Raw genomic sequence first — 26,018 nt, 5'->3', positions numbered from 1 at the left:
GAGATTGCCGCCGTCAGCTCGGGTTGATCATCGCAAACACCTGGTCGAAATTGCCCGTGGCTTCGGCCGTGCGCTGCCGCATCACCCGCTGAACCATGACTTCTGACGGCGTTGGATCAGCGCAGAGCAGACCGACGGACTCGGACACGAAATCAGCCAGCGGCATGGCCGTCGCGAATTTCGACTGACCGGGTGTCAGCTCCGTCGCCACCTGCGGCGGCGCAAGCTCCACCACGGCAATCTTGGTGCTGCGCAATTCGTGCCGCAAGCTTGTCGTCCACGAGTGAATAGCCGCCTTGGTGGCGCTGTAGGTCATGGAATCGGTGCGCGGCACGAAGGCGAGGCCGGAGGAGACGGTGACGATCGCCGCTTCGGGCTTCTGACGCAAATGCGGAAGCAGGGCCGAGGTCAGCCAGATCGGCGCGAGAAGGTTGGTGGTGATGGTGCGCTCGGCCACATCGACGTCATAGACATCAGCGAGCACGTTCTCGCGCTCCATGATGCCGGCATTGTGGATGACGACGTTGAGATCCGGATGATCCCTCACGACCGATGCGGCAAACTCGTTGAGACTGTCCTTGTCCGTCACATCGAGCTGATATCCGGACAGCGCCGGATTGTCCTTCAGCGTTTCATTCAGACTCGCCTCGTTGCGCCCCGTAACGATCACCTTCGCGCCGCGTTCGGAAAGGGCGATGGCGAGACCGCGGCCGATGCCGGAATTGCCGCCGGTGATCAGGATTGTTGCTTTCGTGAAATCCATTTGCATTCTCCAATGCTGCTGATGCGCTTCAATATCATCCATAGTAACTTTTAGTAAGAAGGCACCTTTTCGTAAGAAATGGGAAATCGGATGGGGCCATCACGGCAATGTGCCGCACACGGCCTGCCTGACAAGGGGCACACGGTTTACAGGATGACCGGTTCTGATTTACAGCTTCGCCCGAAATCTCGTCGGGAATACAAGGATAAGCCGATGGCGCTGACAGCTTCCACCACCCATGCCCGCAAGGGTCTCGGCCATGCGGTCATCGTCACGCTCGGCATGGCGGCAACCGTCGGCACGGCCCTTGGCTTCCAGTATCTCGGCGGCTATATTCCCTGCGCGATGTGCCTGCTGCAGCGCGAACCCTATTACTACGCAATCCCGGTCGGCATTCTTGCCATGGGCGCCCTCGCCTTCGGCATGCCCGCCTGGATCGGCCGCACGCTTCTGATCCTTGTCGGCCTGATGATGCTGGTTGGCGCCGGCATGGGCGTTTATCACGCGGGCGTCGAATGGGCTTTCTGGGAAGGTCCCGCAAGCTGCGGCGGCGGCGCGGGCGTCACCACCAATGCCGGCAGCCTTCTCTCCGACCTCAACACGGTGCACGGACCATCCTGCACGGAAGCAGCACTCCGCGTGCTCGGTCTTTCCTTTGCAGGCTGGAACGTGATCGCCAGCGTCATCCTCGCGGCCATCGCCTTCATCGGCGCTAAGAAGGCAGCGTAAGCCGTAACTCTTACGGCTGCAGCTCGGAATCCCAGTAAAGATAATCCATCCAGCTTTCGTGCAGATAGTTGGGCGGAAACAGCCGGCCGTTGTTATGCAGGTCCTGCACGGTCGGCGCATAAGGCTTCTGGTGCGGGAACATGCCGGCCTGCTTGGGCAGCTTGCTGCCCTTGCGCAAATTGCAGGGCGAACACGCCGCCACGACATTCTGCCAGGTTGTTTCGCCGCCATGGGCCCGCGGGATCACGTGATCGAAGGTCAGATCGTCATGATCGCCGCAATACTGGCACTCGAACTTGTCGCGAAGGAACACGTTGAAGCGGGTAAAGGCGGGGTTGCGGGTCGGCTGGATATAGGTCTTCAGGCTGACGACGCTTGGCAGTTTCATCGAGAAGCTGGGCGAACACACCGAATGCTCATATTCGGCAATGATGTTCACACGGTCGAGGAAAACCGCCTTGATCGCGTCCTGCCAGGACCACAACGACAAGGGATAATAGCTCAGTGGCCGATAGTCAGCGTTCAACACGAGCGCCGGTAAGGCCTGCGGGGAGACTGCAATCGTCAAATGACGCTCCTAACGGATTCGGCATCTATCACCTCTATATTAGGACCGTTGTTACAGGATTGTGAAGCCCTTTAAATACAGGCGGCTCCGTCACTCAAACTTCACAAAATCGGCGAGACGTCACGCTTGGTCCTCACCCCGTAATAGGACCAGAAAAGCCTCGTCGCGACCGAGCGCCACGGACGCCAGATGAGCGCGATGGCGGCGAGCTGCTTTTCTGTCGGGCGTGCTTCCATGCCAAGCCCATCGGCAACCGCTGCCTGCAGCGCCACGTCGCCAGCGGGGAAGAAATCCGCATGGCCCGCGGAAAACATCATGTAGCACTCTGCCGTCCAGGGACCGATACCGGGCAGTGCGATCAACTGCCGTGTCGCCTCGGACGCCTCCAAGCCTCCGATTGCATCGAGGTCGAAGCCCTTCTCCGCAATCGCCGTCGCAAGATGCATCAGCGTCGCAGCCTTGGCCCGCGATAGACCGAAGCTCGCCACCACCTCGGGATCAAGCGCTGCAAAAGCTTCAGCTTCGGTGGCACCAACAGCTGCCATGCGCTTCCAGATCGCGTCGGCGCTCGCCCGCGAAACCACTTGCGAGACGATGATGGAAGCAAGGCCGGCAAAACCCGGCTCGATGAGCCGCAGTGGCAGTTCGCCGGACACCTCGATGATGGGTGCAAGTCGCGGATCGGCGATCACCAGTTCGGCGAGCCCCTCATTGATATCCGATCGATCGCGGATGATCCGCACGGTTTTCTCCATGGTTGCGCATCACAAATCATGGCACAAGGAGGCATGCCAGCCGCCCAAATCGCCACCAATCCTGATAGACCAATCCTGCGTTTCGCGCCAAGCCCGAACGGACTGCTGCATCTCGGGCACGCGCTGTCGGCCATCCTCAACCACGACATGGCCCGGGACATAAATGGCCGCTTCCTGCTGCGGATCGAGGATATCGACCTTGCTCGCTCGACGCCTAACTACGAGGACGCCATCTACCGCGACCTTCACTGGCTTGGCCTTTCCTGGGAAGAACCGCCGCGCCGCCAGTCCGAGCATTTCGAGACCTACCGCCAGGCACTTGCTGAATTGATGGAGATGGGGCTCGTCTATCCGGCCTTCATGACGCGCGGCGAGGTGAAGGCAAGGGTCGCAGATTTCGAGGCCGATGGCGCGACATGGCCGCGCGACCCGGATGGGTCACCGCTCTATCCCGATCATGACCGGCACCTGAGCGAGACCAAACGAAAGACGCGGATCGAAAGCGGCATCCGCCACAGCTGGCGGCTCGACATGGACAAGGCGCTGGCGAGAGTTTCGGACGCTTTGACATGGCGGGAGATAAGCGACGGCGCCGAATGGCTAGTCCCGGCGGATCCGGCAGCCTGGGGCGATGTCGTCCTGTCGCGCTCCGATGCCCCCTCGAGCTACCATCTCTCCGTCACCGTCGACGACGCGGCGCAGGGCATTACCCACGTGGTGCGCGGCATGGATCTCTATCACGCAACCTCGGTTCACCGGCTTCTGCAGGATCTGCTCGGTCTGCCGCAGCCGCTCTACCACCATCACCGGCTCATTCTTGGCACGGACCGCCGGAAGCTCTCGAAAAGCGAGGGATCAACCGGGCTTGCGGCTCTGCGCGACGCGGGCCTCAGCCCGCTCGACATTCGCCGCCTCCTCGGCCTTAAGGGCTAGAGCCGAAGCATCGCCACGGCGGCGACGCTCTTTCCGGACTCGGGAGAAGACCGAATAGATCCGGTACTTCATCAGCGCCGCATTGAACTCCGCTCCCAGCATGAAGATCACGCCCACCATATAAAGGAAGATCAGCACGATCATGATCGACGCCAGACCCGCATAGGTCGCTGCGTAATTGGCGAAGGTCGAAAGATAGGCCGCGAAACCGAACCCAAAGCATGTCCACAGAAGCACCGTCAGCGCCACGCCCGGCATGATGTCGATCAGCCGGCGATCTCCCGCCGGAAGGTATTTGTGCGACCCGAGCAGGCCGATCATCAGGAGAAACGCCGTGCCGACGAGACCCCAGTTGGCAGCGGCGTTGAGATCGCTGATCAGCCAGGGGAAACGGGTCTGGGCAAACCGCGATGCGACGGGGACCGCCAGCAGAAGAATGCTGATGACCGCAAAGATCACCACCGCCAGGATGACATAGCCGAGACTGGCAAGGCGCGTCACATACCAGGGTCGCGTTTCGGTGACCCGGTAGGCGCGGTTGAGCGAGATGCGCAGCGCCTCGACGCCGTTCGACGCAAAGTATGCAGCCGCCAGCACCGATACGGTCAGCAACCCGCCGCGCGGAATCTCCAGCACCCGCTGCAGTTCAGACGCGATCGGATCGGCAACATCGGCCGGCCATGTATCGAACAGGAGATGTACTGTCGTTTGCGAAAACCCGCCTGCACCGAGGAAGCCGGCAAGTGCCGTGCCGAAGATCAGGAAGGGGAACAGCGCCAGAAGGCCCGACAGCGCCACGTGGCTCGCCATGGCCCACCCATCATCCTCCGAGAAATGCCAATAGGCATCCCAGAGCACCTTGAACGCCAGTCTCGGCCACCTGACCGGGGAGTTTTCTTCCAAAGGCGGCATCTCCCTGAGGGCTTCGGTGGAGGATGAGTTGAGGCTTATGACAAAATATGGAAGGTAGGCGGCAACTTGTACAGAGAGACCTTAACGGTATGCAATCGGCATGACAGACGGAAGAACGATTATCGTGACAGGCTGTTCCTCAGGGATCGGCGCTCATTGTGCCCGCGCGCTGAAATCCGAGGGATGGCGGGTGTTCGCGACCGTGCGCAAAGAGGCCGATCTGGCAGCGCTGGATGAGGCCGGCATCGAAGCCCTGGTGATGGACTACACCAAGCCTGAAACGATCGCGGCGTTGGTCGACACCGTTCTCGCCCGCACCGGCGGCCGCATTGATGCGCTCTTCAACAACGGCGCCTATGGCCAGCCAGGTGCTGTGGAAGACCTTTCGACCGACGTGCTCAGGATCCAGTTCGAGACCAATCTGTTCGGCTGGCATGACCTGACGACCCGCATCATCCCTGTCATGCGGCGACAGGGTCATGGACGCATCGTCAACTGCTCCTCCATTCTCGGCATCGTTCCCTATCGCTACCGAGGCGCCTACACCGCCTCGAAATTCGCGCTGGAAGGTCTGACCGTGACGATGCGGATGGAGCTTTACGGAAGCGGCATCCATGTGAGCCTGATCGAGCCCGGACCGATCGACACGCAGTTTACGGCCAACGCGCTCGCCAAGGTCAAGGAGCATATCGACCTCGTCAATTCACCGCATGCCGCACAGTACAAGCGGCAATTGCAGCGCCTGGACGGGAGCGGGCCGGTCAACCGCCACAAGCTCGGGCCAGATGCCGTTCATAAGGTACTGAACCATGCCTTGACCGCCGACAACCCGAAGCCACATTATCTGGTGACGAAGCCGGCCAAGCAGGGCGCGTTTCTGAAACGCATCCTGCCGGCAGCACTCTTCTACAAATTGATGCAACGGATCGACTGATCGCCCGCAAGCGGAAAGCAAAATCTTGATGGCCACCTTTACCACCGTTCTGACCGTGATCGTCATCGGCCTAGTCGTGCTCGTTTTGATCAAGGGCCTGTTCAACATGGTGAAGGGCACCGATGCCAACCGGTCGAACAAGCTGATGCAACTGCGTCTGCTACTGCAGGCCGTAGCCGTCATCCTCATCATGTTCACGCTCTGGCTGACCGGCGGCGGCCGGCCTAGCTAGGCAAATGCCGAACTAAGGAAATTACAGTCTTCATGGTCAAGCTCAACAAGATCTACACGCGCACCGGCGACGACGGCACCACCGCACTGGTATCCGGCCCGCGACGCGACAAGCACGACATCAGGGTCGAGGCCTATGGCACGGTCGACGAGGTCAACTCGACGATCGGCATGGCGCGGCTTCATACGAACGGGATGGCGGAAGTCGACCAAATGCTGTTTCGCATCCAGAACGACCTGTTCGATCTCGGTGCCGATCTAGCAACTCCAGACACCGGCGAAAAGCCCGAATACGAGCCTCTGCGGATCATCGAAGCGCAGGCGACACGTCTCGAAACCGAGATCGACGCGCTGAACACCTATCTCGAACCGCTGAAATCCTTCGTGCTGCCCGGTGGTTCGCCGGCATCCGCCTATCTGCATCTCGCCCGCACCGTGTCGCGGCGTGCCGAACGGCTGATGGTCGAGCTTTCGCGGCATGAGGCGATCGGCCCGGCTGCGCTGAAATATATCAACCGCCTGTCGGATTTCCTGTTTGTCGCGGCGCGCGTCGCCAACGAGAATGGCAGGACCGACATTCTGTGGGTGCCCGGCAAGAACCGCTAGGCGAAAGCGCGACCAAGGCGCGACGGACGGGAGGAGAGGAAGCGACGCATGTTCATTCCGCTGCATGATGCCGTCGCGCTGAAATATATCCGTGTCCAGTGGGTGACGATCTCGCTGATCGCCGCGAACGTGCTCATGTGGGTATTCACGACGCTTGCTCCGTCGGAAACGACGGAGATCGCCTCGCTGGGTCTCGGCTTCATTCCGGCGATCATCTTCGACTATGCGGTGCTAGACCCCTCTGCCATCCTCGTCCCCGAAGACGCGACCTTCGTCACCTACGCCTTCCTGCATCTGGATTTCTGGCACCTTGCATCGAACATGCTGTTTCTCTGGGTGTTCGGCGATAATGTCGAGGATGCACTGGGGCATGTCCGCTTCCTGATATTCTACCTGCTTTGTGCCGCAGCCGGCGCGCTGGTGCACGGCCTGGTCGGCCCGATGTCCGAGGGGCCACTGATCGGCGCATCGGGCGCGATCTCCGGTGTCGTCGCCGCGTATTTCCTTTTGCATCCGCGCGTTCGGGTATGGGTGCTTGTTCTGTTTCGAATTCCGCTGCCGCTGCCCGCTTTCGTTCCGCTGACGCTGTGGATCGTTCAGCAATTCGTGATGCTTTGGCTCGAAGCCGATAGTGCAGTGTCCTGGGGCGCGCATGTCGGCGGAATTCTGGCGGGCGCCGCACTCGTCATCGTGATGCGGCGCCGGGGCGTTCCCCTGTTCGACCGCGAGATCGTCACGCCGAAGGCCGTGCTGCACAAGCAGAGCATATCGCAAGAGACGCGACCGGCCGAATAGGCCTATGAGAAAACCGCAACCCAGATGGGATAATCCACGTTGTCATCAGGGCAAAAATGGGTATCCATGTCGCCCACTGACAAATGGATAAGCCGCAAATGTCGCAATCTGCGGCTGGAGAAAAGTCAAGGAAGGACCCCATGAAGATCCTGGTGCCTGTAAAGCGCGTCGTCGACTACAACGTGAAGATCCGCGTCAAGCCGGATGGATCCGGTGTCGAGCTTGCCAACGTCAAGATGTCGATGAACCCGTTCGACGAGATTTCCGTCGAGGAAGCACTGCGCCTGAAAGAGGCCGGCAAGGCCGAGGAAGTGATCGTCGTATCGATCGGTCCGGCAAAGGCCGAAGAAACGCTGCGCACCGCGCTTGCAATGGGCGCCGATCGGGCGATCCTGATCGAGACCGACGAAACGGTCGAACCGCTTGCCGTTGCGAAGCTCCTGAAGGGCGTCGTCGACGCCGAACAGCCGGGCCTCATCATTGTCGGCAAGCAGGCGATCGACGACGATTCCAACCAGACCGGCCAAATGCTGGCAGCATTGCTCGGAACCGGCCAGGCAACCTTTGCCTCGAAGATCGAACTTTCCGCCGACAAGGCTGTGGTTACCCGCGAAGTCGATGGCGGCCTGCAGACCGTCGAGGTCAAGCTTCCAGCCGTCGTCACCACCGACCTGCGCCTGAACGAGCCGCGCTACGCGTCCTTGCCGAACATCATGAAGGCGAAGAAGAAGCCGCTCGACAAGAAGACGGCAGCGGATTTCGGCGTCGACATCGCCCCTCGCCTCAAGGTTCTGAAGACCGAGGAGCCGGGCGGCCGCAAGGCAGGCATCAAGGTAAAGTCCGTCGAGGAACTGGTCGGCGCCTTGAAGACCGCCGGCGTGATCTGATTTTAGGGAGATAAACTCATGGCCATTCTTCTTCTGGCAGAACACGACAATGCCAGCCTCAACGACCAGACCGCCAAGGCGCTGACGGCAGCTTCGCAGATCGGTGGCGAGGTCCACGTTCTGGTCGCCGGTTCGGGCGCGCAATCCGCAGCCGACGCGGCGGCGAAACTCTCCGGCGTCTCGAAGGTCCTGCTTGCAGACGACGCAAGCCTTGCCAACAGCCTTGCCGAACCGCTTGCAGCACTGATCGTGTCGCTGGCCGGCTCCTACGATGTCATCATGTCCTCGGCGACAGCGTCCGCCAAGAACGTCATGCCGCGCGTTGCAGCGTTGCTCGATGTGGCGCAGGTTTCCGAAATCATCGAGGTGATTTCGCCAGATACGTTCCGTCGCCCGATCTATGCCGGCAACGCCATCCAGACCGTCCAGGCAACCGACGCCAAGAAGGTGATCACCGTGCGCACGGCATCTTTCGCGGCAGCGGACGAAGGCGGTTCCGCTTCCGTGGAGACAGTGGCCGCCGCAGCAAACCCTGACGTTTCGTCCTTCGTCTCCGATGCACTCGCCTCCTCGGACCGTCCTGAACTCGCATCCGCCAAGATCATCATCTCCGGTGGCCGTGCACTCGGTTCCTCGGAAAAATTCCAGGAAGTCATCCTGCCCGTCGCCGACAAGCTGGGTGCGGCCGTTGGCGCTTCGCGCGCAGCGGTCGACGCAGGCTATGCTCCGAACGACTGGCAGGTCGGCCAGACCGGCAAGGTGGTTGCACCGCAGCTCTACATCGCTGTCGGCATTTCCGGAGCCATCCAGCATCTGGCCGGCATGAAGGATTCCAAGGTCATCGTTGCGATCAACAAGGACGAGGAGGCCCCGATCTTCCAGGTGGCCGACTACGGTCTCGTCGGTGATCTCTTCGAGATCCTGCCGCAGCTCGAAAAGGCCCTGTGAGGCCGACCGGCTTTTTCGCACCGCAGTTCGGCGACGCGAAAATGCTGGCAAAAAACACGCTAGCAGACTAGAAAAATGCCGGGCTGTCTCACGCAACCCGGCATTTTGCTGTGAGACGCCGTACGGTTATGATGAATGCGAGACGCGGGCGAAAACCGCACCCAGGGAGCGAGTGAGATCATGAAGAATATCGGCGTCATCGGCGCAGGCCAGATGGGCTGCGGAATTGCACATGTTTCGGCGCTCGCCGGCTATCACGTGCATATCTATGATCTCTCCAAGGACCGGATCGAAGGCGCACTTGCAACCATTAACGGCAACCTCGCCCGCCAGGTTTCCAGCAACAAGCTTTCCGACGAGGATCGCAACTCAGCCCTGTCCCGCATCACCGGCTCCGCCGATGTCAACGACCTCGCACCGATGGACATGGTCATCGAAGCTGCGACCGAAGACGAAAGCGTCAAGCGCAAGATCTATGCGCAGGTCTGTCCGGTTCTCAAACCCGAAGCGCTTCTCGCCACCAACACCTCGTCGCTGTCCATCACCAGGCTTGCCGCCGCGACCGACCGTCCCGAACGCTTCATGGGCATACATTTCATGAACCCGGTGCCGCTGATGAAGCTGGTGGAACTGGTGCGCGGTATCGCAACCGACGAGCCAACCTTCCGGGCCGCCAAGGAATACGTGGTCGCACTCGAAAAGACCGCGACCGTTGCCGAGGATTTTCCCGCCTTCATCGTCAACCGCATCCTGCTGCCGATGATCAACGAGGCGATCTATACGCTCTACGAAGGCGTCGGCTCGGTCGAGGCGATCGATACGGCCATGAGGCTAGGCGCCAACCACCCGATGGGACCGCTGCAGCTCGCCGATTTCATCGGCCTCGACACCTGCCTGTCGATCATGCAGGTTCTGCATGACGGCCTCGCAGACAGCAAATACCGCCCCTGCCCGCTTCTCGTCAAATACGTAGAAGCCGGCTGGCTCGGCCGCAAATCCGGCCGCGGCTTCTACGACTATCGCGGCGAAGTCCCGGTCCCGACGCGGTAAGGATCAGCCTTGTGGCGGTTCGCTCCGCACCCGTTTGACTGGCTGCTAGAAGGGGTCGACTGAGGTGAAGGGCAAGACCTTCATTTGCAGCCCTCAAGCGCCCTTGGCGGCCGTCACCAGCGCCTTCGCGTCGTCGCTGTCCCAGGCCGCGGGGCCGTTCATGGCGCCGATCAGGCAGCCCTTCTTGTCGAGGATCAGCGTTGCCGGCAGGCCGAAGGCGAGGCCTTCCTTTTTCAGGGCGTTGAACGTGCCCATCGAACTGTCGCGGTAGAAGCCGAGCTTGTCGATCTTGTACTCTTCAAGAAAGGTCTTCGGCTTCTCGTCGCTGCCGGTATCGATGTTGATGGCGACGACCTCGAAATCAATGCCACCCATCGCCGCCTGCAACCCGTTCAGCGCCGGCATCTCTTCGCGGCAGGGCACGCACCAGGTGGCCCAGAGGTTAAGCAGCACCGTTTTGCCGGCGAGATCGGCCGTCGTCATGTCCTGCCCCGCCGGTCCCTTGAAGGACAGGGAGAGCGGGCGCGGTGGCTGTGCCTCGACCATGGCGGCAACCTGGCCCTTGGAGAAGGCACCGACGGACTTTGCGAGTTCGGCCGAGCCCTCGCATTGGCCGGCCGACGGGGAGAGTGAGGCCTCTGCCGCCCCATCCAAACCCCCACCCGAACCATTGCCAGACCCCATGTTCGTCACGTATACGGCGACAGTGCCGGCGACGATCCCGAGGACGGCGGCAATCAGGATCAATCGGACAGACGGAAGGCCAAGCGGTCTTTTGGACGTCATCAACTACTCCAGGACTGAATTCATGGCCGACACGAAGGACGCGACATCTTCCAACCAGATGTGGGGCGGGCGCTTCGCTTCCGGGCCGGATGCGATCATGGAGGAGATAAATGCCTCGATCGGTTTCGACAAGAAGCTGTTCGCCCAGGATATCCGCGGTTCGATCGCCCATGCGACGATGCTGGCGGAACAAGGCATTATTTCGCACGAAGATAAAGACAAGATCGTTTCCGGCCTGAACACGATCATGTCAGAGATCGAAAGCGGACAGTTCCAGTTCTCGCGCAAGCTCGAGGACATTCACATGAACATCGAGGCGCGGCTGGCAGACCTGATCGGTCCCGCCGCCGGTCGCCTCCACACCGCCCGCTCCCGCAATGACCAGGTCGCGCTCGATTTCCGCCTCTGGGTCAAGGAAGAGCTCGTCAAGACCGAGAAGATGCTGACGGGCCTGATCGCCGCGTTTCTTGACCGCGCCGAAGAGCATGCAGATACGGTCATGCCCGGCTTTACCCATCTGCAGACGGCACAGCCGGTCACTTTCGGCCATCACTGCATGGCCTATGTCGAAATGTTCGGCCGTGACCGCGCCCGCGTTCGCCACGCGATCGACCATCTGGACGAAAGCCCGATCGGTGCTGCGGCGCTTGCCGGCACGCCCTACCCGATCGACCGCCACATGACGGCAAAGGCCCTCGGCTTCCGCGAACCGACCCGCAACTCGATCGACACCGTTTCCGACCGCGATTTCGCGCTGGAATTCCTGTCGGTTGCTGCCATCTGCGCCGTGCATCTGTCGCGTCTTGCCGAAGAAATCGTCATCTGGTCGACGCCGCAATTCGGCTTCGTGCGCCTGTCCGACGCGTTTTCGACCGGCTCCTCGATCATGCCGCAGAAGAAGAACCCGGATGCCGCCGAACTGGTGCGCGCCAAGACCGGCCGCATCAACGGTTCGCTGGTCGCGCTGCTGACCGTCATGAAGGGTCTGCCGCTCGCCTATTCCAAGGACATGCAGGAAGACAAGGAGCAGGTGTTCGACTGCGCCGAGAACCTGGAACTGGCGATTGCCGCCATGACCGGCATGATGCGCGACATGACCATCCGCGCCGACAAGATGCGCGCCGCTGCCGGCGCCGGCTTCTCGACCGCGACCGACCTTGCCGACTGGCTGGTCCGCGAAGTCGGCCTGCCCTTCCGCGAAGCCCACCATGCCACCGGCCATGCCGTGGCGCTGGCGGAGAAAAAGGGCTGCGACCTTTCCGAGCTCTCCCTTGAAGAACTGCAGGCGATCAACCCTGCCATCACCGACAAGGTCTTCGACGTTCTCTCGGTGGATGCATCGGTTGCCAGCCGCGTCAGTTTCGGCGGTACGGCTCCCTCCGAGGTGCGCAAGCAGATCGCCTGGTGGCGCGAGAGAAACTGACGCCTGCGCGACGAATGAAGCGGCAAGGATACTGCACAAGCGCGCGGAACTTCGCTATGAAGTCTGCGTGCCCGTGCCGGAGAAGGAAGAGAATGTCGAAATCCCTGGTGAAAATCGCCCATGTCAGCCTGATCCTGGGCGTCGTCAGCCTCGTTGTCGCCGGTTGCGGCCGCAAGGGCGACCTCGACCGCCCCAGCACGCCCGTCGAACAGCAGAACATCCGCAAGAACAACAAACCTGGTGAGGCCAACAAGGACCCGGTTGCCGAGCGACCATTCGTCCTCGACCCGCTTCTGTAGTTCCCAGACCCCTTCAGTTTTCCGAGTTTTGACGTGAATCATTTCCACTACATCGACGGCGTCCTTCACGCCGAAAACGTCGCCATCCCGGAAATCGCAAAAGCCGTCGGCACGCCATTCTACGTCTATTCGACCGCCACGCTGGAGCGCCATTACAAGGTGTTCGCGCAGGCGTTTTCCGATGTGGACACGATGGTCTGCTACGCCATGAAGGCGAACTCCAACCAGGCCGTGCTGAAGACGCTGGCAAAGCTCGGCGCCGGCGTCGACGTGGTCTCCGGCGGCGAATTGCGGCGTGCGCTGGCGGCCGGCATCCCCGCCTCCCGCATCATGTTTTCGGGCGTCGGCAAGACCGTGGCGGAAATGGATCTGGCGCTCGAGGCCGGCATCTACTGCTTCAACGTCGAATCCGAGCCGGAACTGGAAGTGCTGAACCTGCGCGCCCTCAAAGTCGGCAAACGCGCGCATGTCTCCTTCCGCATCAATCCGGATGTGGATGCGGGCACCCATGCCAAGATTTCGACGGGGAAGAAGGAAAACAAGTTCGGCATCGCCTATGACCGGGCCCGTGACGTCTATGCCCATGCGGCAACGCTTGCCGGCATCGAAGTGACCGGCATCGACATGCATATCGGCAGCCAGATCACCGAGCTCCAGCCGTTCGAGGATGCCTACCGACTTCTGCGCGAACTCGTCGATGTTCTCCGCGGCGACGGCCACACGATCAGCCACGTCGATGTCGGCGGCGGTCTCGGCATTCCCTACAAGGACGACAACACCCCGCCGCCGCTGCCGGACGCCTATGCGGAAACGATCAAGCGGCAGCTGCGCACGCTCGACTGCAAGATCGTCACCGAGCCCGGCCGCCTGATCGTCGGCAATGCCGGTATTCTCGTGACCGAAGTCATCTATGTGAAGGATGGCGGCGAAAAGACTTTCGTGATCGTCGACGGCGCGATGAACGACCTGATCCGCCCGACGCTCTATGAAGCCTATCACTCGATCCGCCCGGTCGTGGTGCCGGCGGCGGATGCGCCGCGGATCAAGGGCGACGTGGTCGGCCCCGTCTGCGAGACCGGAGACTATCTGGCGCTCGACCGCGAGATGGCGGAACCGAAGCCCGGCGACCTGATCGCCGTCGGTTCTGCCGGTGCCTATGGCGCCGTGCAGGCCGGTACCTACAATTCCCGCCTGCTGGTGCCGGAAGTGCTGGTGAAGGGCTCGGAGTTCCATGTAATCCGCCCGCGCGGCTCCTATGATGACCTGATCGGACTGGATTCCATGCCTGCCTGGCTTGGTTAGACCCGCGCAGAAACGTTCACTTTTGCGGCAAACCGCCTGGAAATATCGGGGCCGGCATGTCGCCGCCCTCGTCTTCGCCACAAACATTGTTATGTTGATAGCTTGATTTGGGCCGCCACGATCGGAGACGGACCGCATGAGCTTGATCCGCAAAGGTGCATTCGAAACACATCCGGCGCTCGCAAGACGCGTTGCGCTGAAACGGTCGTTTGCCCGTTTCGTGCTTTTCTCCGAACGCCTTCTGCCGAAGCTTCTGGCCCCCCTCGCGGTCGTCGCCCTGTTTTTCTCCGTCTCCTGGTTCGGTCTTTTCCGCGTCACGCCTGATCTGCTGCGCTGGATCCTGCTCGGCTTCTTCACCTTCGCGTTCCTGACCTCTCTCCTTCCTTTGGCGAGACTTCGTTGGCCAGACGCCGCCGATGCGGATCGGTTGCTGGAAGATCGCAACGGCCTGCCGCACCAGCCCGTCGCCGTGCAGGAAGACCAGCCGGCGTTCGAGACACCGTTTGCCCGCGCGCTCTGGAAAGAACACCAGATCCGCATGGCCGAGCGGATCGCAGCGCTCGATACGGGCATGCCGCGCCCCGATATTGCAAGCCATGACCGTTTCGCGCTGCGCGCCGTGCCGGCGCTCGTGTTTGCCGTGGCGCTCGGCTATTCCTTCTCGAACGGCGGCGGGTCGCCTGCGGACGCCTTCCGTCCGGCACCACTGGCTGCAAGCACCAACCCTGACCTGCGCATCGACGCCTGGCTGACGCCGCCATCCTACACCGGGCGCGCCCCGATATTCCTGACCGGCCGCGACACGGCGCCCGCAACTGCGGGCGATACGGCCGGCAACACGGCATCTGTGCCGCAGAATTCCGGCCTGACCGTGCGCGTAACCGGTGGCGAGGGCGAGGAAGCGGTCGTCTTCACGCCGAAATCCGGCGGAGAGCCGCTGACGCTGATCACCGAGGAAGCGCGCAAGGCGGCTGAAGACGCAAGCAAGCAGGCACAAGGTAAGGCACCAGGCACGCCATTGCCCGAGGGCCAGCAGGCCAAGCCGCAGCCACCCGTCAAACAGCCGCAGACCGCACAGACTGTGCCGCCGCGCAGCTACGCCTTCAACGTGGACGAAAGCGGCGAACTCACCGTCAATGGCCAGACATGGACCTTCGACGTCATTCCCGACCGGCCGCCGGAGATCGCCTTCGACGGCCAGCCGAAGCGGTCCGTCAATGGCGCGCTGGAAATCGGTTTCCGCGGCAAGGATGATTACGGCATTCGGGAAGCCCATGCGCTGATCGAGCCTGTCGGCCCTGTCGACCCGGCGGCCACGCCGCTTTACCCGGCGCCAGAATACCGCCTCGACCTGCCGCGCCAGAACCGCGGCCAAGAGGTGAAGGCACTGACCAGCCGTAGCCTGGTCGAGCATCCGCTGTCCGGAAAGCGGGTCAGGATTACGTTGATTGCCAAGGACGGCGCAGGCCAGACCGGCCGCAGCCCCGCCCATGAAATGGTAATGCCGGGCCGCGGCTTCTCGGAACCGCTGGCGGCAGCCGTTGCCGAACAGCGCCAGGTTTTCGCGCTCGACACGCGCCAGGTGCCGCGCGCGATCGAGCTCAACGACGCGCTGGCGATCCGTCCCGACGAGACCATTCCGAACCTTGGCCACTTCCTGGCAATCCGCTCGGCCCGCGAGCGCATGAAGATTGCCCGCAACGAGGAACAGCTGAAGGACGCCGCCGACTACCTCTGGGAAATCGCGCTCGGCATCGAGGACGGCGATCTTTCCGCCGCCGAACGCCGTTTGCGCGATGCCCAGCGCAATCTGTCGGACGCGCTCGAGAAAGGTGCCGGGGATCAGGAAATCGCTGCCCTCATGAAGGAACTGCGCGAGGCGATGCAGCAGTTTATGAACGAGCTCGTGCAGCGCATGCAAAACGCACCGCCGGGCCAGCAGAACATGCAGGCGCAGAATGTCATTCGCCAGCGCGACCTGCAGAACATGATGGACCAGATCGAAAACCTCGCTCGATCCGGCAATCGTGACGCGGCCAAGGAGATGCTGTCGCAGATGCAGCGGATGATGAACAACCTGCAGGCCGGACGCCCGCAGCGGGGCCAGCAGGGTCAGCAACAGCAGCAGAACAGCCAGATGCGCCAGCAGATCGACAAGCTCGGCCAGATCATGCAGGAACAGCAGCGGCTGATGGACCAGACATTCAAGCTGGACCAGGCATTGCGTGATCGCATGCAGCGCGGCGACCCCGATCCGCAGAGCGGTGAACAGGGCGAGCAGCAGCAGGGCCAGAACGGCCAACAGGGTCAGCAGGGCCAACCGGGTCAGCAAGGCCAGCAGGCACAGCGCGGGCAGCAGGGCCAGCAAGGTCAGGGTCAGAACGGCCAGGGCGGCGAACAGAATACCGACCAGATGACAGCCGAGCAGCTGCGTGAGGCGCTGAAGAACCTGCGTGCCCAGCAGGAAGGCCTCGGAAAACAGCTCGGCGAGCTACAGCAGGCGCTGAAGGGCATGGGCATGGATCCAGGCCAAGGCTTCGGGGAAGCCCAGAGTGAAATGGGCAGCGCCGGCAAGGCGCTCGGTGACGGCCAGGGCGAACAGGCCGTCGAAGGCCAGGGCAACGCACTCAACGCGCTTCGCCAAGGCGCCCAGAGCATGATGCAGCAGATGATGCAGGCGATGCAGCAGGGCCAGGGCCAAGGCGAAGGCCAGCAGGACGGCCAGGGACAGGGCATGGCCAACCAGGGCGGCCAGAACGGTCGCGATCCCCTAGGTCGCCCCCGCGCAACGTCAGGCCCGGACTTCGGCGATCAGGTGAAGGTGCCGGATGAAATCGACGTGCAGCGCGCCCGCGAGATCCTCGATGCGATCCGCGAGAAGCTGGGCAACGCCCTATCAGGCGATGCCGAGCGGCAGTATCTCGAGCGGCTGCTCGAGATCCGCTAAATCCACCTGCGAGAGATCAGGCCGCGCAGGAAGTCTGCACGGCAAGCGCCATGGCGACAGCCTTGCGGATTTCTGGCAATGCGAAAGGCTTCTGCACCACATCGACGATCTTCGACGACAGGTCATCGGCGCGTTCGCGCTGTTCGGCATAGCCGGTCATCAGCAGGATCTTCATGTCGGGATACTGGGCGGCGGCTTCGTGCGCCAGCGCAATGCCATCCATGACAGGCATGCGTATGTCGGAAAGCAGAAGATCGAACGCGCCCTGCTCGAGCTTTTCGAGGCCTTCGGCGCCATCGCCGGCCTCATGCGTCTCATGGCCATCCATCCGGAGAGCGCGCGCAACAAACATGCGCAACGTGTGTTCATCCTCGGTAATAAGGATCTTGGCCATAGCGATCATCGCTCCCGTTTTGTGTATCAATCCGGGAGCAATTCACCAGAGTTTGGTTGTCGAGGAGTAAACAGGCGAGGCTCAAACCGCGCCATGGTTAACACCTTGCGACCGGATGGCGGCAGATTTCTGCCCCCTTCCGAACCAAAATCAACTCACGCGTCGCCAGTCACGACGCCGACGAAAGGCAGTTCGCGGAACGCGTAGGCGACGTCCATGCCGTAGCCGACGACGAAGTAGTCGGGGCATTCGAAGCCGACGTAATCCGCCTCAAGCTCTTCCTTGCGCTTCACCTTCTTGTCGAGAAGAACGGCCAGCGAAACATGGCGGGCGCCGCGCTCATAGAGCAGTTCCTTGGCGAATTTCAGCGTGCGGCCGGATTCCAGGATGTCGTCGATCAGAAGAACATCGCGGTCCTTCACGTCGCTGTCGATATCCTTGACGATGCGAACGCCCTGCGAGACCGTGCCGGTGCCGTAGCTCGAAAGTGTGATGAACTCCACTTCCGGTGCAAGGCCCGTCTCATGCAGCGCGCGCAGAAGATCCGCTGCGAAAATGAACGAGCCCTTGAGGACGGCGATGACGAGCAGATCCTTCGTGGGACCGGTCGCGATCTGCGCTGCGATTTGGTGATTGCGCACGGCGATCTGTTCGGCAGTGAAAAGCGGCTCGATGTTTTTGCCGCGGACGACGGGCATACGGATACTCCTGATAGATCGGAAGCGCCGCGATAGCACAATCAGAGGCGGGACGCATCCCGTTCCGCAAAGGTCAGGCGCAAATCCGGGAGTTTTCCGCCGGGATGCGGCACCCGCGCAGAAAACCCGCGGCTGTGGCCGGCAGCAATGGCGGAAGCCGGCGGGGCAATCAACGTCGAGGCGACCAGCGTGTCGCCGGCCATGAATTCGGCCCGGATCGCGGGCATGGTCTTTGCGTCACTGGTCCGGTTCTCGACGATTCCGTTGATCAGTAGAACCCGCATGCCATCCGCATCGCGTGGCGTCATGGTGATGTGAGTAATATCGAGCGATGGCTCGGCTTGGGCTTCTCCGCTGTCGTTGAACAGGAACGAGAAGCCACCGGCACTCGCAAAGACCAGCACGAAAGCGGCAGCCACAAGAGCGCAGAACAGATCGGCCGAAAGCGTATTCAGCACGCGCTCGACCTTGCCGACGAAGCCATTCGGCACCGGGGCCGGAGCACCGGACCTCACCCTCTCTGCAGGCTTACCGGTCGCCCGGTTCTTGGTCCTGTTGTCTGAATTGTCGTTGTGCGAACGCGGTCTGGACCGCTGCCACCCGCCATCAGTCACGGGCACGAACTGCGCATCCACCACGGGACCACGCGCCTTCACCCGGCCTTTGGGGCCTGTTGTGATTTCGGGCGGCAGGATGTCCATGCGGACAATCGTCTTGCCGGCGCGGCTGCTGAACGTGTTCATCGGACCTCTTCGGCGCCGCTTGTCCCCCGATATCGAAAGAGGCGGCCATTGAAACGAATCCCCCCTAGTCGTAAATTCGATTGGTTAACCGTTTGCAAACAGCGCCCGAAATAAGCCCTTTTTGACCGGCGTTTTACCTTTCGTTTACCTTCATCGTTAAGAGATGGTCAGGTGCGAATCTGAAGGGTTCAGGGATTTGGTCTTCCGTTGATTCATTTCGAAAATGTTGGGTTGCGATACGGCATGGGCCCGGAGATTCTCCGGGACATGACGTTCGACATCCCGAAACGGTCATTTCAGTTCCTGACCGGCCCGTCCGGTGCCGGCAAGACGACGCTTCTGCGCCTGCTTTTCACCTCGCTCTACCCCACCCGCGGCATCATCCGCATGTTCGGCCGTGAGCTGTCGCAGATCCCTCGCAGCGAGCTGCCGATGCTGCGCCGGCGGATCGGCATCGTCTACCAGGACTTTCGCCTGCTCGACCATCTGACCACCTACGAGAACGTCGCCCTGCCGCTCCGTGTGCGCGGCAAGGACGAGGCTTCCTATCGCAATGATGTGATCGAGCTCCTCAAATGGGTCGGCCTCGGCGAGCGCATCAATGTGCTGCCCGCGGTGCTTTCAGGCGGCGAAAAGCAGCGTGCGGCGATTGCCCGTGCGCTGATGGACCGTCCGGAAATCCTGCTCGCCGACGAACCCACCGGCAATGTCGACCCGCCCATGGCCCGCCGGCTGCTCAGCCTGTTCCTCGAGCTCAACCGGCTCGGCACCGCCGTCGTCATCGCGACGCACGATCTGGCGCTGATGGATCAGGTCGATGCACGGCGGATGATCCTCACCGAAGGGCGGCTTGATATCTATGAATGAGCCGCGCCCTCCCAAGAAGACCAAACCGGCTAAGACGGAGAAAGCCCCGGCACCGGCAAACGCTTGGCAGGAGAAAGGCGCCGAGACAGCGAACGACCAGGGTCCGCGCCGCGCCTCGATGCGCGTGCGCCCGACGGCCCCGATCCTGCCTCCCTCCAATATCCAGGGCAATGCGCTGATGGTGGTGATCGCCATCATGGCCTTCCTCGCATGCCTGACGCTCGGCGGGGTCAGCATGGTGCGCGCCACCGCGGCCGGCTGGCAGAGCGAGATCGCCCGCGAAATCACCATCCAGATCAAGCCGGACGATGGCCTCGACATGGATGCGGCGCTGAAGAAGGCGCGCGATGTCGCACTGACCTTTGTCGGCACCCGGGACGGCACGATCATGGATGACAGCGCCACCGCGCGGCTGCTGGAACCTTGGCTCGGCACCGGCCTCGACCTTGCCGACCTGCCCGTGCCGCGGCTGGTGATCATCACGATCGACGAGCAGAACCCGCCCGATTTCGCAGCCATGCGCGACCTCCTGAAGACCGAGGTGCCGCAAGCCTTTCTCGATGACCACCGTACCTGGGTGGACCGGCTGGTCTCGATGGCGCGCACCACGGTGCTGATCGGCATGGGTGTGCTGATCCTCGTCTTTACCGCGATGATCCTGACCGTCGTGTTTGCCACCCGCGGCGCCCTGTCCGGCAACCGGCATATCATCGAAGTCCTGCATTTCGTCGGCGCCGAAAGCGGTTTCGTCGCCCGCGAATTCCAGAAGCATTTCCTGAAGATCAGCATCAAGGGATCGGCAGCCGGCGGCGCGCTGGCGGCACTGCTGTTTGCGGCCGCCAATCTGTGGCAGTCGAATTCGCGCGCGACGCCACAGAGCGAGCAGGCGACCGCCTTGTTCGGATCCTTCACGATCGGATTCGGCGGCTATCTCGGGATCTTCGCGACGATCCTGGTGATCGCCCTTCTGACGACGCTGACCGCCCGCCTGACGGTGATGAAAACCATCGACGAGATCGACCTGATCCGCTCCGATCCGGCACGGGCGGATGGCGCGCCGAAATCATAACCCGCACGTGTTTTTTGAAGTGAACCCGTTGTGGGGCTAGGCGACAACGAAATCTAGGTCTATCAACGAAATCATGACACTCGGCCAGACCCCTCCCGATGTGACGGACGACCGGACTTCGGACCGGAGACGAAGGGCTTTGCTCTCGCGCCGGAGCACGTTTAGACGAATAGCAAGACGGATCGTCATGGTGGCGTTCATCTGCGTTGCGATCGTCGTCGGCGGTTTCCTCTGGTTCGCGGACGCGGTCACATCGTTGCGAGCGCCCGATGGCGTCAAGGCCGATGCAATCGTTGTTCTGACAGGTGGATATCTGCGCATAGAACAGGCGCTCGGTCTGCTGCGCGACGGGGCCGGCAGGCGGCTTCTGATTTCCGGCGCGCATCCATCCACCACGCCGACCCAGATCCGCAAGGTCACGCAGGCCTCGCCCGACCTTTTCAAGTGCTGCGTCGATATCGGCTATGATGCGATCGATACGATCGGCAATGCCAACGAGATCTCCCGCTGGATCCACGACAACGACTACAAATCCGTGCTCGTCGTGACCAACAACTACCACATGCTGCGCAGTCTGCACGAACTGCGCCGCGCCGATCCCGCGACGGAATTCATTCCCTATCCGGTCATCAATGCAGATCTCGCCCGCCGCGCCTGGTTCGCCGAGCCGGATACTCTGCGCACGATGCTGTCGGAATACGTCAAGGTGGTGCTGGCAACCATTCGCGACTGGGTGGGCATGCAGAAGGGCAGCGGGCTTCGAACCGACGGCGATCCGACCGGGTCGGTGCCGAAAAAATCTCCCTGATCTGAGCAGGCCGTCGATCTCGCGCTTTTGTCCGCTCGAGTTCTCGTGTAGGCAACGGGCAGTCTGCAAGAAAGCCCGCTCCATGCTTCTCATCCGCTCCGTCGTGTTCAATACCGCCTTCTACGCCAACATGATCCTGCGGATGATCGTGTTTGCTCCCTACTACTTCCTGGCTTCGCGAAAGGCCGCCTTCAGCGTCCCCAAGGGCTGGGCTTCATCCAGCAACTGGTTGATGGGCAAGATTGTCGGCGCGACCTTCGAAATCGAGGGGCTCGAGAATATTCCGGAAGGCGGCTGCATCTTTACGCCCAAGCACCAGTCTGTGTGGGACACCTTTGCGCTGATGCCCCACTATCCCGACCCGGTCTATATCCTGAAGCGCGAGCTTCTGTGGATCCCGCTGTTCGGATGGTATCTGGCCAGGCAGCGGATGATCCCGGTCAACCGCGGTGCCCGCGGCAAGGTCATGGTCGAGGTGATGAAGCGCACCAAGGAAGAGATGGCGAGCGGCCGCCAGCTGATCATCTACCCCGAGGGAACCCGTCGCTCGCCTGGCGCCGAGCCGGACTATCGCTACGGCATCGCCCGCATCTATCGCGATGCGAAGGTTCCGGTCGTCCCGGTCGTCGCCCATTGGGGCCTGTTCTGGGGACGCCGCAAGCTGGTGAAATACCCCGGTCATTTCAAGGTCCGCATCCTTCCGCCCATCCAGCCGGGAATGCAGCCGGATGCCTTCTACAAGCACCTGATCGAAACGCTGGAAACGGCAAGCGATCAGCTGCTGGTCGAGACCGTTGCGGCAAACCCGCATGTGCCGCTGCCTCCGACTGCTGTAAAACGACTGGCGGAACTGAAGGCCGAACAGAAGACAGAGCCGACGCCGGTTTGAACGGATCGCCTCACGCGGCAAGGGCTGCGGCGACGCCTTCCAGCCAAAGATCGCGAATGCCGTTCTGGGCGAGATGCTCGACGGTGTTGAACACATAGGCATCGTTGGGCCCCGACTGGCCGGCCGCGTGGCGCACGATCTCGGAGGCTTTCTCGACACCTATCGCACCGGCATATTGCCGATGTGAGCGATCGACCACATAGGTAACCGCCTTGACCTGCCGTCCGTCCAACAGCGTGATCGGCACGATCTTTTCGAGATAGACATTGGTGACAAGTTCGCGACGACGCAGATACTCGATCGCATCGTCCCATTCGCCGCCAGCTACCCGGAAGGCCGCGCCCCTGCACGATCCGCCACGATCGAGCCCCATGACCAGACCCGGACGATCCGGCGTTCCACGGTGCACTGTCGACCAGATGCACAGCGACCGGCGAAAGCCGTAAACGCGGGCCTGCGCCTTCTCTTCGAACGGAAAGCCCGGGTTCCACATCAGCGATCCGTAGCCAAACACCCAAAATTCGTCCATATCGCACGCCATGCCGTCATCGAGATTTGCGAAAAGACCATTGGGAGAACAACATGGCAGCGTCAAGCCGAAGCGGCGTCAGCAGAAAACTATGGATCCTGGCGAGTGCCGTCATTCTGGCGATAGCCCTTTATACGGCCGGCTGGTTCTATGCCGCATCGGTCCTGAAGCAAAACACGCTGGCGCTCCTGGGCAGCCAGCAGAAGCGCGGCATCGTCGCCGAATGCACCGACGCCGAATATCGCGGCTATCCTTTCCGTATAGGCCTGTTCTGCTCCAAGGTGACGGTGGATGACCGTGAAAACGGCATCTCGGGCACGTTCGGCGCTTTGCGCTCGGCAGCCCAGGTCTATGCGCCTGGTCACATCGTCTGGGAACTCGACGCACCCTCTGAAGTCCGCACCAGCCATGGCTTCTCCGTATCCACCACCTGGAAATCGCTGCAATCCAGTATCGCTGCCAAGCTGAAAGGCGTCGAGCGGGCGTCGATGGTCATCGAGGGCTCGCGCGCAAGCGTCGTTTCCGCGACGAACACCCAGCCCTTCGACATCACCACCGACCGGACGGAAATCCATCTGCGCCAGAACGGCGACGATCTCGATGCCGCGATCTCGCTCGACGGCACCTCGACGACAGCCGAGGGCGTGGCAGAGCTTCTGCCCAAGCTCAACGCTCTCGTGGACGTGACGCTTGCCGGTCGCGCCGGCATGATCGACGGCAGCGATCCGAACGGCACGGCACTCTACAATACCAAGGGCGAGCTTCGTTCCCTGAAGGCCGATCTTGGCGAGGGACGGGTTGCCACTATCTCCGGCCCCTTCTCCTTCGATGACGAAGGGCGCATGTCAGGCAAGCTCAAACTGCGCGTGGAAAAGATCGACGCGTGGCAGCAGAGCCTCGGCGAAGTGTTTCCGGATCTCGCATCGACCATCAAGACCGCGGCAAACATGCTGGCAGCGCTTGGCGGTGGTGAAAATGCCTCACTCGACATCACCATCCGGCGCGGCAAGGTTCTGGCCGGCGGGCTGATCGAGATCGGCGAAATTCCGCGGATCTGAGACAATCGGCCTGCTTATTTCTTCACATCCAGTGCGTGCCGGCCAAAGTCCGGCGCGTCCACATCCTGGCCGGCCTGAACGATGGAGCGGCGGATGGTGCGGGTGCGGCTGAACAGTTCGAACAGCTTGTCGCCCTCGCCCCAGCGGATTGCCCGCTGCAGGTAGGCAAGATCTTCCGAAAACCGGGCCAGCATTTCCAGGATCGCATCCTTGTTGTGCAGGCAGACGTCCCGCCACATGGTGGGATCGGAGGCCGCAAGACGCGTGAAATCGCGGAAACCGGAGGCGGAATACTTGATGACTTCCGATTCGGTGACCGTTTCCAGATCATCCGCCGTGCCGACGATATTATAGGCGATGATATGCGGCAGGTGGGAAACGATCGCGAGCACCTTGTCGTGGTGTTCGGGATCCATCTCGTCGATGCGCGAACCGAGCGCCACCCAGAAGGCCTTCAACTGCTCGAGCGCCGCCTGATCCGTTTCCGGCAGCGGCGTGAAGATGCACCAACGATCGCGAAACAGACCCGGAAAGCCCGCATCCGGACCGGACTTCTCGGTCCCGGCCAGCGGGTGACCGGGAATGAAATGCACGCCTTCAGGCATATGCGGCGCCATCTGCGCGATGACAGACGCCTTGGTTGAACCCACATCGGTGACGATCGCACCTGGCTTGAGGCTGCCCGCAATCTGCTTTGCGACCGTTTCCGACGCACCAACGGGAACGGAGACGATGACGAGATCGGCATCCTTCACCGCGTCGGCTGCAGACGCGGTATATTCGGTGCCAAGCTCCAGCTCTTCGGCTCGCTTCAGCGTGTCGGCGCTGCGTGTCGAGATGACGACGTGATTGGCGAGCCCGAGCTCCTTCACGTCGCGCGCAATAGATGAGCCGATCAGGCCGATGCCGATCAGAGCGATCCGATCGAACTGCGGATGGGTCATGATGTCGGTCCCGTTGCTGTCAGCGTGCCAGAAATTCGCCGAGCGTTTCGATAACGCCGCGATTGGCCTCTTCCGAGCCGATCGTCATGCGCAGCGCGTTCGGCAGGCCATAGCCCTTGACGACCCGCAGGATATAGCCACGGCTGGTGAGGAACGCATCGGCATCCGGCGCACGCTTGCCGTCCAGATCAGGGAAGTGGATCAGCACGAAATTGGTGACCGACGGCGTGACCTTGAGCCCGAGCGTCTCGAACGCATGGGTCAGCTTGTCGAGCCAGAGCGTGTTGTGCTCGACGGCCTTCTCGACGAACGCCCGATCGCGGATGGCCGCAGCACCTGCGGCAATCGCCGGCGCATTCAGGTTGAACGGTCCGCGAACACGGTTGAGCGCATCGAGGATCGCGGCCGGGCCGTACATCCAGCCGATCCGCAGCGCCGCAAGACCGTAGGCCTTCGAGAAGGTCCGGCACATCACGACGTTTTTGCTGTTCGAGACGAGCTCGAGGCCAGCCTCGTAATCGTTCTTCTTCACGTATTCCGCATAGGCCGCGTCGAGAACCAGGATGACGCTTTTCGGCAGGCCGGCATGCAGGCGGCGGATATCGGAAACCGGAACATAGGTGCCCGTCGGATTGCCCGGATTGGCGATGAACACCATCTTCGTGTTCTCCGTCACAGCCGCGAGGATCGCGTCGACATCGACGATGCAATCCTTCTCCGGCACTTCGATCGCCTTGGCGCCGGCACCTGTGATCTGGATCTTGTAGACCAGGAACCCGTGCTGGGTGATGATCGCCTCGTCGCCGGCTCCGAGATAGACATGGCAAAGCAGGCCGAGCAGTTCATCCGAACCATTGCCGCAGATGATGTTGGCAGCGTTCAGGCCGTGCACCGAGCCGATCGCTTCGCGCAGCGCCAAAGCCTGGCCATCGGGATAGAGCTCGAGGTGACCGGCCGCCTCGCGAAAGGCTTCGATCGCAGCCGGGCTCGCACCAAGCGGCGTTTCGTTGGACGAGAGCTTGAACACCCGCGCAACGCCGGGAGCATGATCCTTGCCGGGCACATAGGCGGCGATATCCAGAATGCCTGGACGCGGAACGGGCTCACTCGCAACGATGCTCATCGATTGACCTTCTCGGTAGTGTCTGTGG

At 61.8% G+C, this 26,018-nt stretch carries 29 protein-coding genes; 18 read left to right on the top strand and 11 right to left on the bottom strand.

The features are described 5' to 3' along the window. Nucleotides 1-13: 13 nt before the first annotated feature. A complete protein-coding gene (locus IFT59_RS01340) occupies nucleotides 14-763 on the bottom strand; it encodes an SDR family oxidoreductase (RefSeq protein ID WP_192085795.1) in 750 nt (249 codons plus the stop codon). Nucleotides 764-982: 219 nt separating this feature from the next. Between IFT59_RS01340 and IFT59_RS01335 the strand changes: the two genes are divergently transcribed. Beyond that, nucleotides 983-1,492: a disulfide bond formation protein B gene (locus IFT59_RS01335; RefSeq protein ID WP_062583038.1), complete on the top strand. Its 510-nt coding sequence runs from the start codon at nucleotides 983-985 to the stop codon at nucleotides 1,490-1,492. A gap of 10 nt (nucleotides 1,493-1,502) precedes the next feature. Here IFT59_RS01335 and IFT59_RS01330 read toward each other — a convergent pair whose 3' ends face one another. Next, entirely contained in the window at nucleotides 1,503-2,060 is a 558-nt protein-coding gene (locus IFT59_RS01330; RefSeq protein ID WP_062581810.1) for an HNH endonuclease, read from the bottom strand. A gap of 101 nt (nucleotides 2,061-2,161) precedes the next feature. After that, nucleotides 2,162-2,815, bottom strand: coding sequence for a DNA-3-methyladenine glycosylase family protein (locus IFT59_RS01325; protein WP_192085793.1), 654 nt, complete (start codon nucleotides 2,813-2,815; stop codon nucleotides 2,162-2,164). A gap of 33 nt (nucleotides 2,816-2,848) precedes the next feature. Between IFT59_RS01325 and gluQRS the strand changes: the two genes are divergently transcribed. Further along, nucleotides 2,849-3,748, top strand: coding sequence for a tRNA glutamyl-Q(34) synthetase GluQRS (gluQRS, locus tag IFT59_RS01320; protein WP_192085791.1), 900 nt, complete (start codon nucleotides 2,849-2,851; stop codon nucleotides 3,746-3,748). Here the strand turns inward: gluQRS and IFT59_RS01315 are convergent. Beyond that, complete coding sequence (locus IFT59_RS01315) at nucleotides 3,671-4,660, bottom strand: YihY/virulence factor BrkB family protein (protein WP_192085789.1); 990 nt, start codon at nucleotides 4,658-4,660, stop codon at nucleotides 3,671-3,673. The genes gluQRS and IFT59_RS01315 overlap by 78 nt on opposite strands. 100 nt (nucleotides 4,661-4,760) lie before the next feature. On the opposite strand from IFT59_RS01315, the gene IFT59_RS01310 reads away from it, so the two are divergent. The 7 genes from IFT59_RS01310 (at nucleotide 4,761) to IFT59_RS01280 (ending at nucleotide 10,111) form a co-directional block, all read left to right on the top strand. Further along, entirely contained in the window at nucleotides 4,761-5,594 is an 834-nt protein-coding gene (locus tag IFT59_RS01310) for an SDR family oxidoreductase (protein WP_192085787.1), read from the top strand. 28 nt (nucleotides 5,595-5,622) lie between these two features. Beyond that, nucleotides 5,623-5,826, top strand: a complete 204-nt coding sequence (locus tag IFT59_RS01305) for a twin transmembrane helix small protein (RefSeq protein ID WP_062461700.1) — start codon at nucleotides 5,623-5,625, stop codon at nucleotides 5,824-5,826. Between the two features lie 32 nt (nucleotides 5,827-5,858). Next, complete coding sequence (locus IFT59_RS01300; RefSeq protein ID WP_062581802.1) at nucleotides 5,859-6,431, top strand: cob(I)yrinic acid a,c-diamide adenosyltransferase; 573 nt, start codon at nucleotides 5,859-5,861, stop codon at nucleotides 6,429-6,431. 48 nt (nucleotides 6,432-6,479) lie between these two features. Further along, the gene (locus IFT59_RS01295) at nucleotides 6,480-7,226 is read left to right on the top strand and encodes a rhomboid family intramembrane serine protease (RefSeq protein WP_113166421.1); all 747 of its coding nucleotides are present in this window, start codon (nucleotides 6,480-6,482) and stop codon (nucleotides 7,224-7,226) included. Between the two features lie 140 nt (nucleotides 7,227-7,366). After that, nucleotides 7,367-8,113: an electron transfer flavoprotein subunit beta/FixA family protein gene (locus IFT59_RS01290; RefSeq protein WP_062461709.1), complete on the top strand. Its 747-nt coding sequence runs from the start codon at nucleotides 7,367-7,369 to the stop codon at nucleotides 8,111-8,113. Nucleotides 8,114-8,131: 18 nt separating this feature from the next. Next, the gene (locus tag IFT59_RS01285; RefSeq protein ID WP_192085784.1) at nucleotides 8,132-9,061 is read left to right on the top strand and encodes an electron transfer flavoprotein subunit alpha/FixB family protein; all 930 of its coding nucleotides are present in this window, start codon (nucleotides 8,132-8,134) and stop codon (nucleotides 9,059-9,061) included. Between the two features lie 180 nt (nucleotides 9,062-9,241). Beyond that, the gene (locus IFT59_RS01280) at nucleotides 9,242-10,111 is read left to right on the top strand and encodes a 3-hydroxybutyryl-CoA dehydrogenase (RefSeq protein ID WP_082476452.1); all 870 of its coding nucleotides are present in this window, start codon (nucleotides 9,242-9,244) and stop codon (nucleotides 10,109-10,111) included. Between the two features lie 93 nt (nucleotides 10,112-10,204). On the opposite strand, the gene tlpA is transcribed toward IFT59_RS01280, so the two are convergent. Further along, nucleotides 10,205-10,897, bottom strand: a complete 693-nt coding sequence (tlpA, locus tag IFT59_RS01275) for a thiol:disulfide interchange protein TlpA (protein ID WP_192077796.1) — start codon at nucleotides 10,895-10,897, stop codon at nucleotides 10,205-10,207. Between the two features lie 22 nt (nucleotides 10,898-10,919). Here tlpA and argH point away from each other — a divergent pair, with 22 nt between their 5' ends. From argH to IFT59_RS01255, 4 genes are all read left to right on the top strand, one after another. Further along, complete coding sequence (gene argH / locus IFT59_RS01270; RefSeq protein WP_192085782.1) at nucleotides 10,920-12,320, top strand: argininosuccinate lyase; 1,401 nt, start codon at nucleotides 10,920-10,922, stop codon at nucleotides 12,318-12,320. Nucleotides 12,321-12,412: 92 nt separating this feature from the next. Then, complete coding sequence (gene lptM, locus IFT59_RS01265) at nucleotides 12,413-12,619, top strand: LPS translocon maturation chaperone LptM (RefSeq protein WP_192085780.1); 207 nt, start codon at nucleotides 12,413-12,415, stop codon at nucleotides 12,617-12,619. A 33-nt stretch (nucleotides 12,620-12,652) separates the two neighbouring features. Beyond that, nucleotides 12,653-13,921 carry a diaminopimelate decarboxylase gene (gene lysA, locus IFT59_RS01260; protein ID WP_192085778.1) on the top strand — a complete coding sequence of 423 codons (1,269 nt, stop codon included), beginning with the start codon at nucleotides 12,653-12,655 and terminating at the stop codon, nucleotides 13,919-13,921. A 136-nt stretch (nucleotides 13,922-14,057) separates the two neighbouring features. Beyond that, nucleotides 14,058-16,868, top strand: a complete 2,811-nt coding sequence (locus tag IFT59_RS01255; protein WP_192085776.1) for a TIGR02302 family protein — start codon at nucleotides 14,058-14,060, stop codon at nucleotides 16,866-16,868. Between the two features lie 16 nt (nucleotides 16,869-16,884). Here IFT59_RS01255 and IFT59_RS01250 read toward each other — a convergent pair whose 3' ends face one another. The 3 genes from IFT59_RS01250 to IFT59_RS01240 all read right to left on the bottom strand — a co-directional run bounded on the left by IFT59_RS01250 (nucleotide 16,885) and on the right by IFT59_RS01240 (nucleotide 18,703). Then, on the bottom strand, nucleotides 16,885-17,262 hold the full coding sequence (locus IFT59_RS01250; RefSeq protein WP_062462002.1) for a response regulator: 378 nt from the start codon (nucleotides 17,260-17,262) through the stop codon (nucleotides 16,885-16,887). A 155-nt stretch (nucleotides 17,263-17,417) separates the two neighbouring features. Beyond that, nucleotides 17,418-17,960 carry a hypoxanthine phosphoribosyltransferase gene (gene hpt, locus IFT59_RS01245; RefSeq protein ID WP_092659399.1) on the bottom strand — a complete coding sequence of 181 codons (543 nt, stop codon included), beginning with the start codon at nucleotides 17,958-17,960 and terminating at the stop codon, nucleotides 17,418-17,420. Nucleotides 17,961-18,001: 41 nt separating this feature from the next. Next, nucleotides 18,002-18,703, bottom strand: a complete 702-nt coding sequence (locus IFT59_RS01240; RefSeq protein ID WP_192077802.1) for a hypothetical protein — start codon at nucleotides 18,701-18,703, stop codon at nucleotides 18,002-18,004. A 207-nt stretch (nucleotides 18,704-18,910) separates the two neighbouring features. Here IFT59_RS01240 and ftsE point away from each other — a divergent pair, with 207 nt between their 5' ends. The 4 genes from ftsE to IFT59_RS01220 all read left to right on the top strand — a co-directional run bounded on the left by ftsE (nucleotide 18,911) and on the right by IFT59_RS01220 (nucleotide 22,336). Continuing rightward, nucleotides 18,911-19,570 carry a cell division ATP-binding protein FtsE gene (ftsE, locus tag IFT59_RS01235; protein WP_062461741.1) on the top strand — a complete coding sequence of 220 codons (660 nt, stop codon included), beginning with the start codon at nucleotides 18,911-18,913 and terminating at the stop codon, nucleotides 19,568-19,570. Beyond that, entirely contained in the window at nucleotides 19,563-20,639 is a 1,077-nt protein-coding gene (locus tag IFT59_RS01230; RefSeq protein ID WP_371816218.1) for a cell division protein FtsX, read from the top strand. Before ftsE ends, IFT59_RS01230 begins: the two co-directional genes overlap by 8 nt. A gap of 73 nt (nucleotides 20,640-20,712) precedes the next feature. Then, a complete protein-coding gene (locus tag IFT59_RS01225) occupies nucleotides 20,713-21,447 on the top strand; it encodes a YdcF family protein (RefSeq protein WP_062581780.1) in 735 nt (244 codons plus the stop codon). An 82-nt stretch (nucleotides 21,448-21,529) separates the two neighbouring features. Further along, on the top strand, nucleotides 21,530-22,336 hold the full coding sequence (locus tag IFT59_RS01220) for a lysophospholipid acyltransferase family protein (protein WP_192085774.1): 807 nt from the start codon (nucleotides 21,530-21,532) through the stop codon (nucleotides 22,334-22,336). Between the two features lie 10 nt (nucleotides 22,337-22,346). Here IFT59_RS01220 and IFT59_RS01215 read toward each other — a convergent pair whose 3' ends face one another. After that, nucleotides 22,347-22,865 carry a gamma-glutamylcyclotransferase gene (locus IFT59_RS01215; protein WP_192085772.1) on the bottom strand — a complete coding sequence of 173 codons (519 nt, stop codon included), beginning with the start codon at nucleotides 22,863-22,865 and terminating at the stop codon, nucleotides 22,347-22,349. Between the two features lie 53 nt (nucleotides 22,866-22,918). On the opposite strand from IFT59_RS01215, the gene IFT59_RS01210 reads away from it, so the two are divergent. Further along, a complete protein-coding gene (locus tag IFT59_RS01210) occupies nucleotides 22,919-23,923 on the top strand; it encodes a DUF2125 domain-containing protein (RefSeq protein WP_113111788.1) in 1,005 nt (334 codons plus the stop codon). 14 nt (nucleotides 23,924-23,937) lie between these two features. On the opposite strand, the gene IFT59_RS01205 is transcribed toward IFT59_RS01210, so the two are convergent. Beyond that, a complete protein-coding gene (locus tag IFT59_RS01205) occupies nucleotides 23,938-24,867 on the bottom strand; it encodes a prephenate/arogenate dehydrogenase family protein (protein WP_192085770.1) in 930 nt (309 codons plus the stop codon). A 19-nt stretch (nucleotides 24,868-24,886) separates the two neighbouring features. Beyond that, complete coding sequence (gene hisC / locus IFT59_RS01200) at nucleotides 24,887-25,990, bottom strand: histidinol-phosphate transaminase (protein ID WP_192085768.1); 1,104 nt, start codon at nucleotides 25,988-25,990, stop codon at nucleotides 24,887-24,889. Between the last annotated feature and the right edge of the window lie 28 nt (nucleotides 25,991-26,018).

The organism is Rhizobium sp. CFBP 8752 (assembly GCF_014842035.1).
GTDB classification, from domain to species: domain Bacteria; phylum Pseudomonadota; class Alphaproteobacteria; order Rhizobiales; family Rhizobiaceae; genus Neorhizobium; species Neorhizobium soli.
This window is presented reverse-complemented; position numbering and strand designations above follow the sequence as displayed.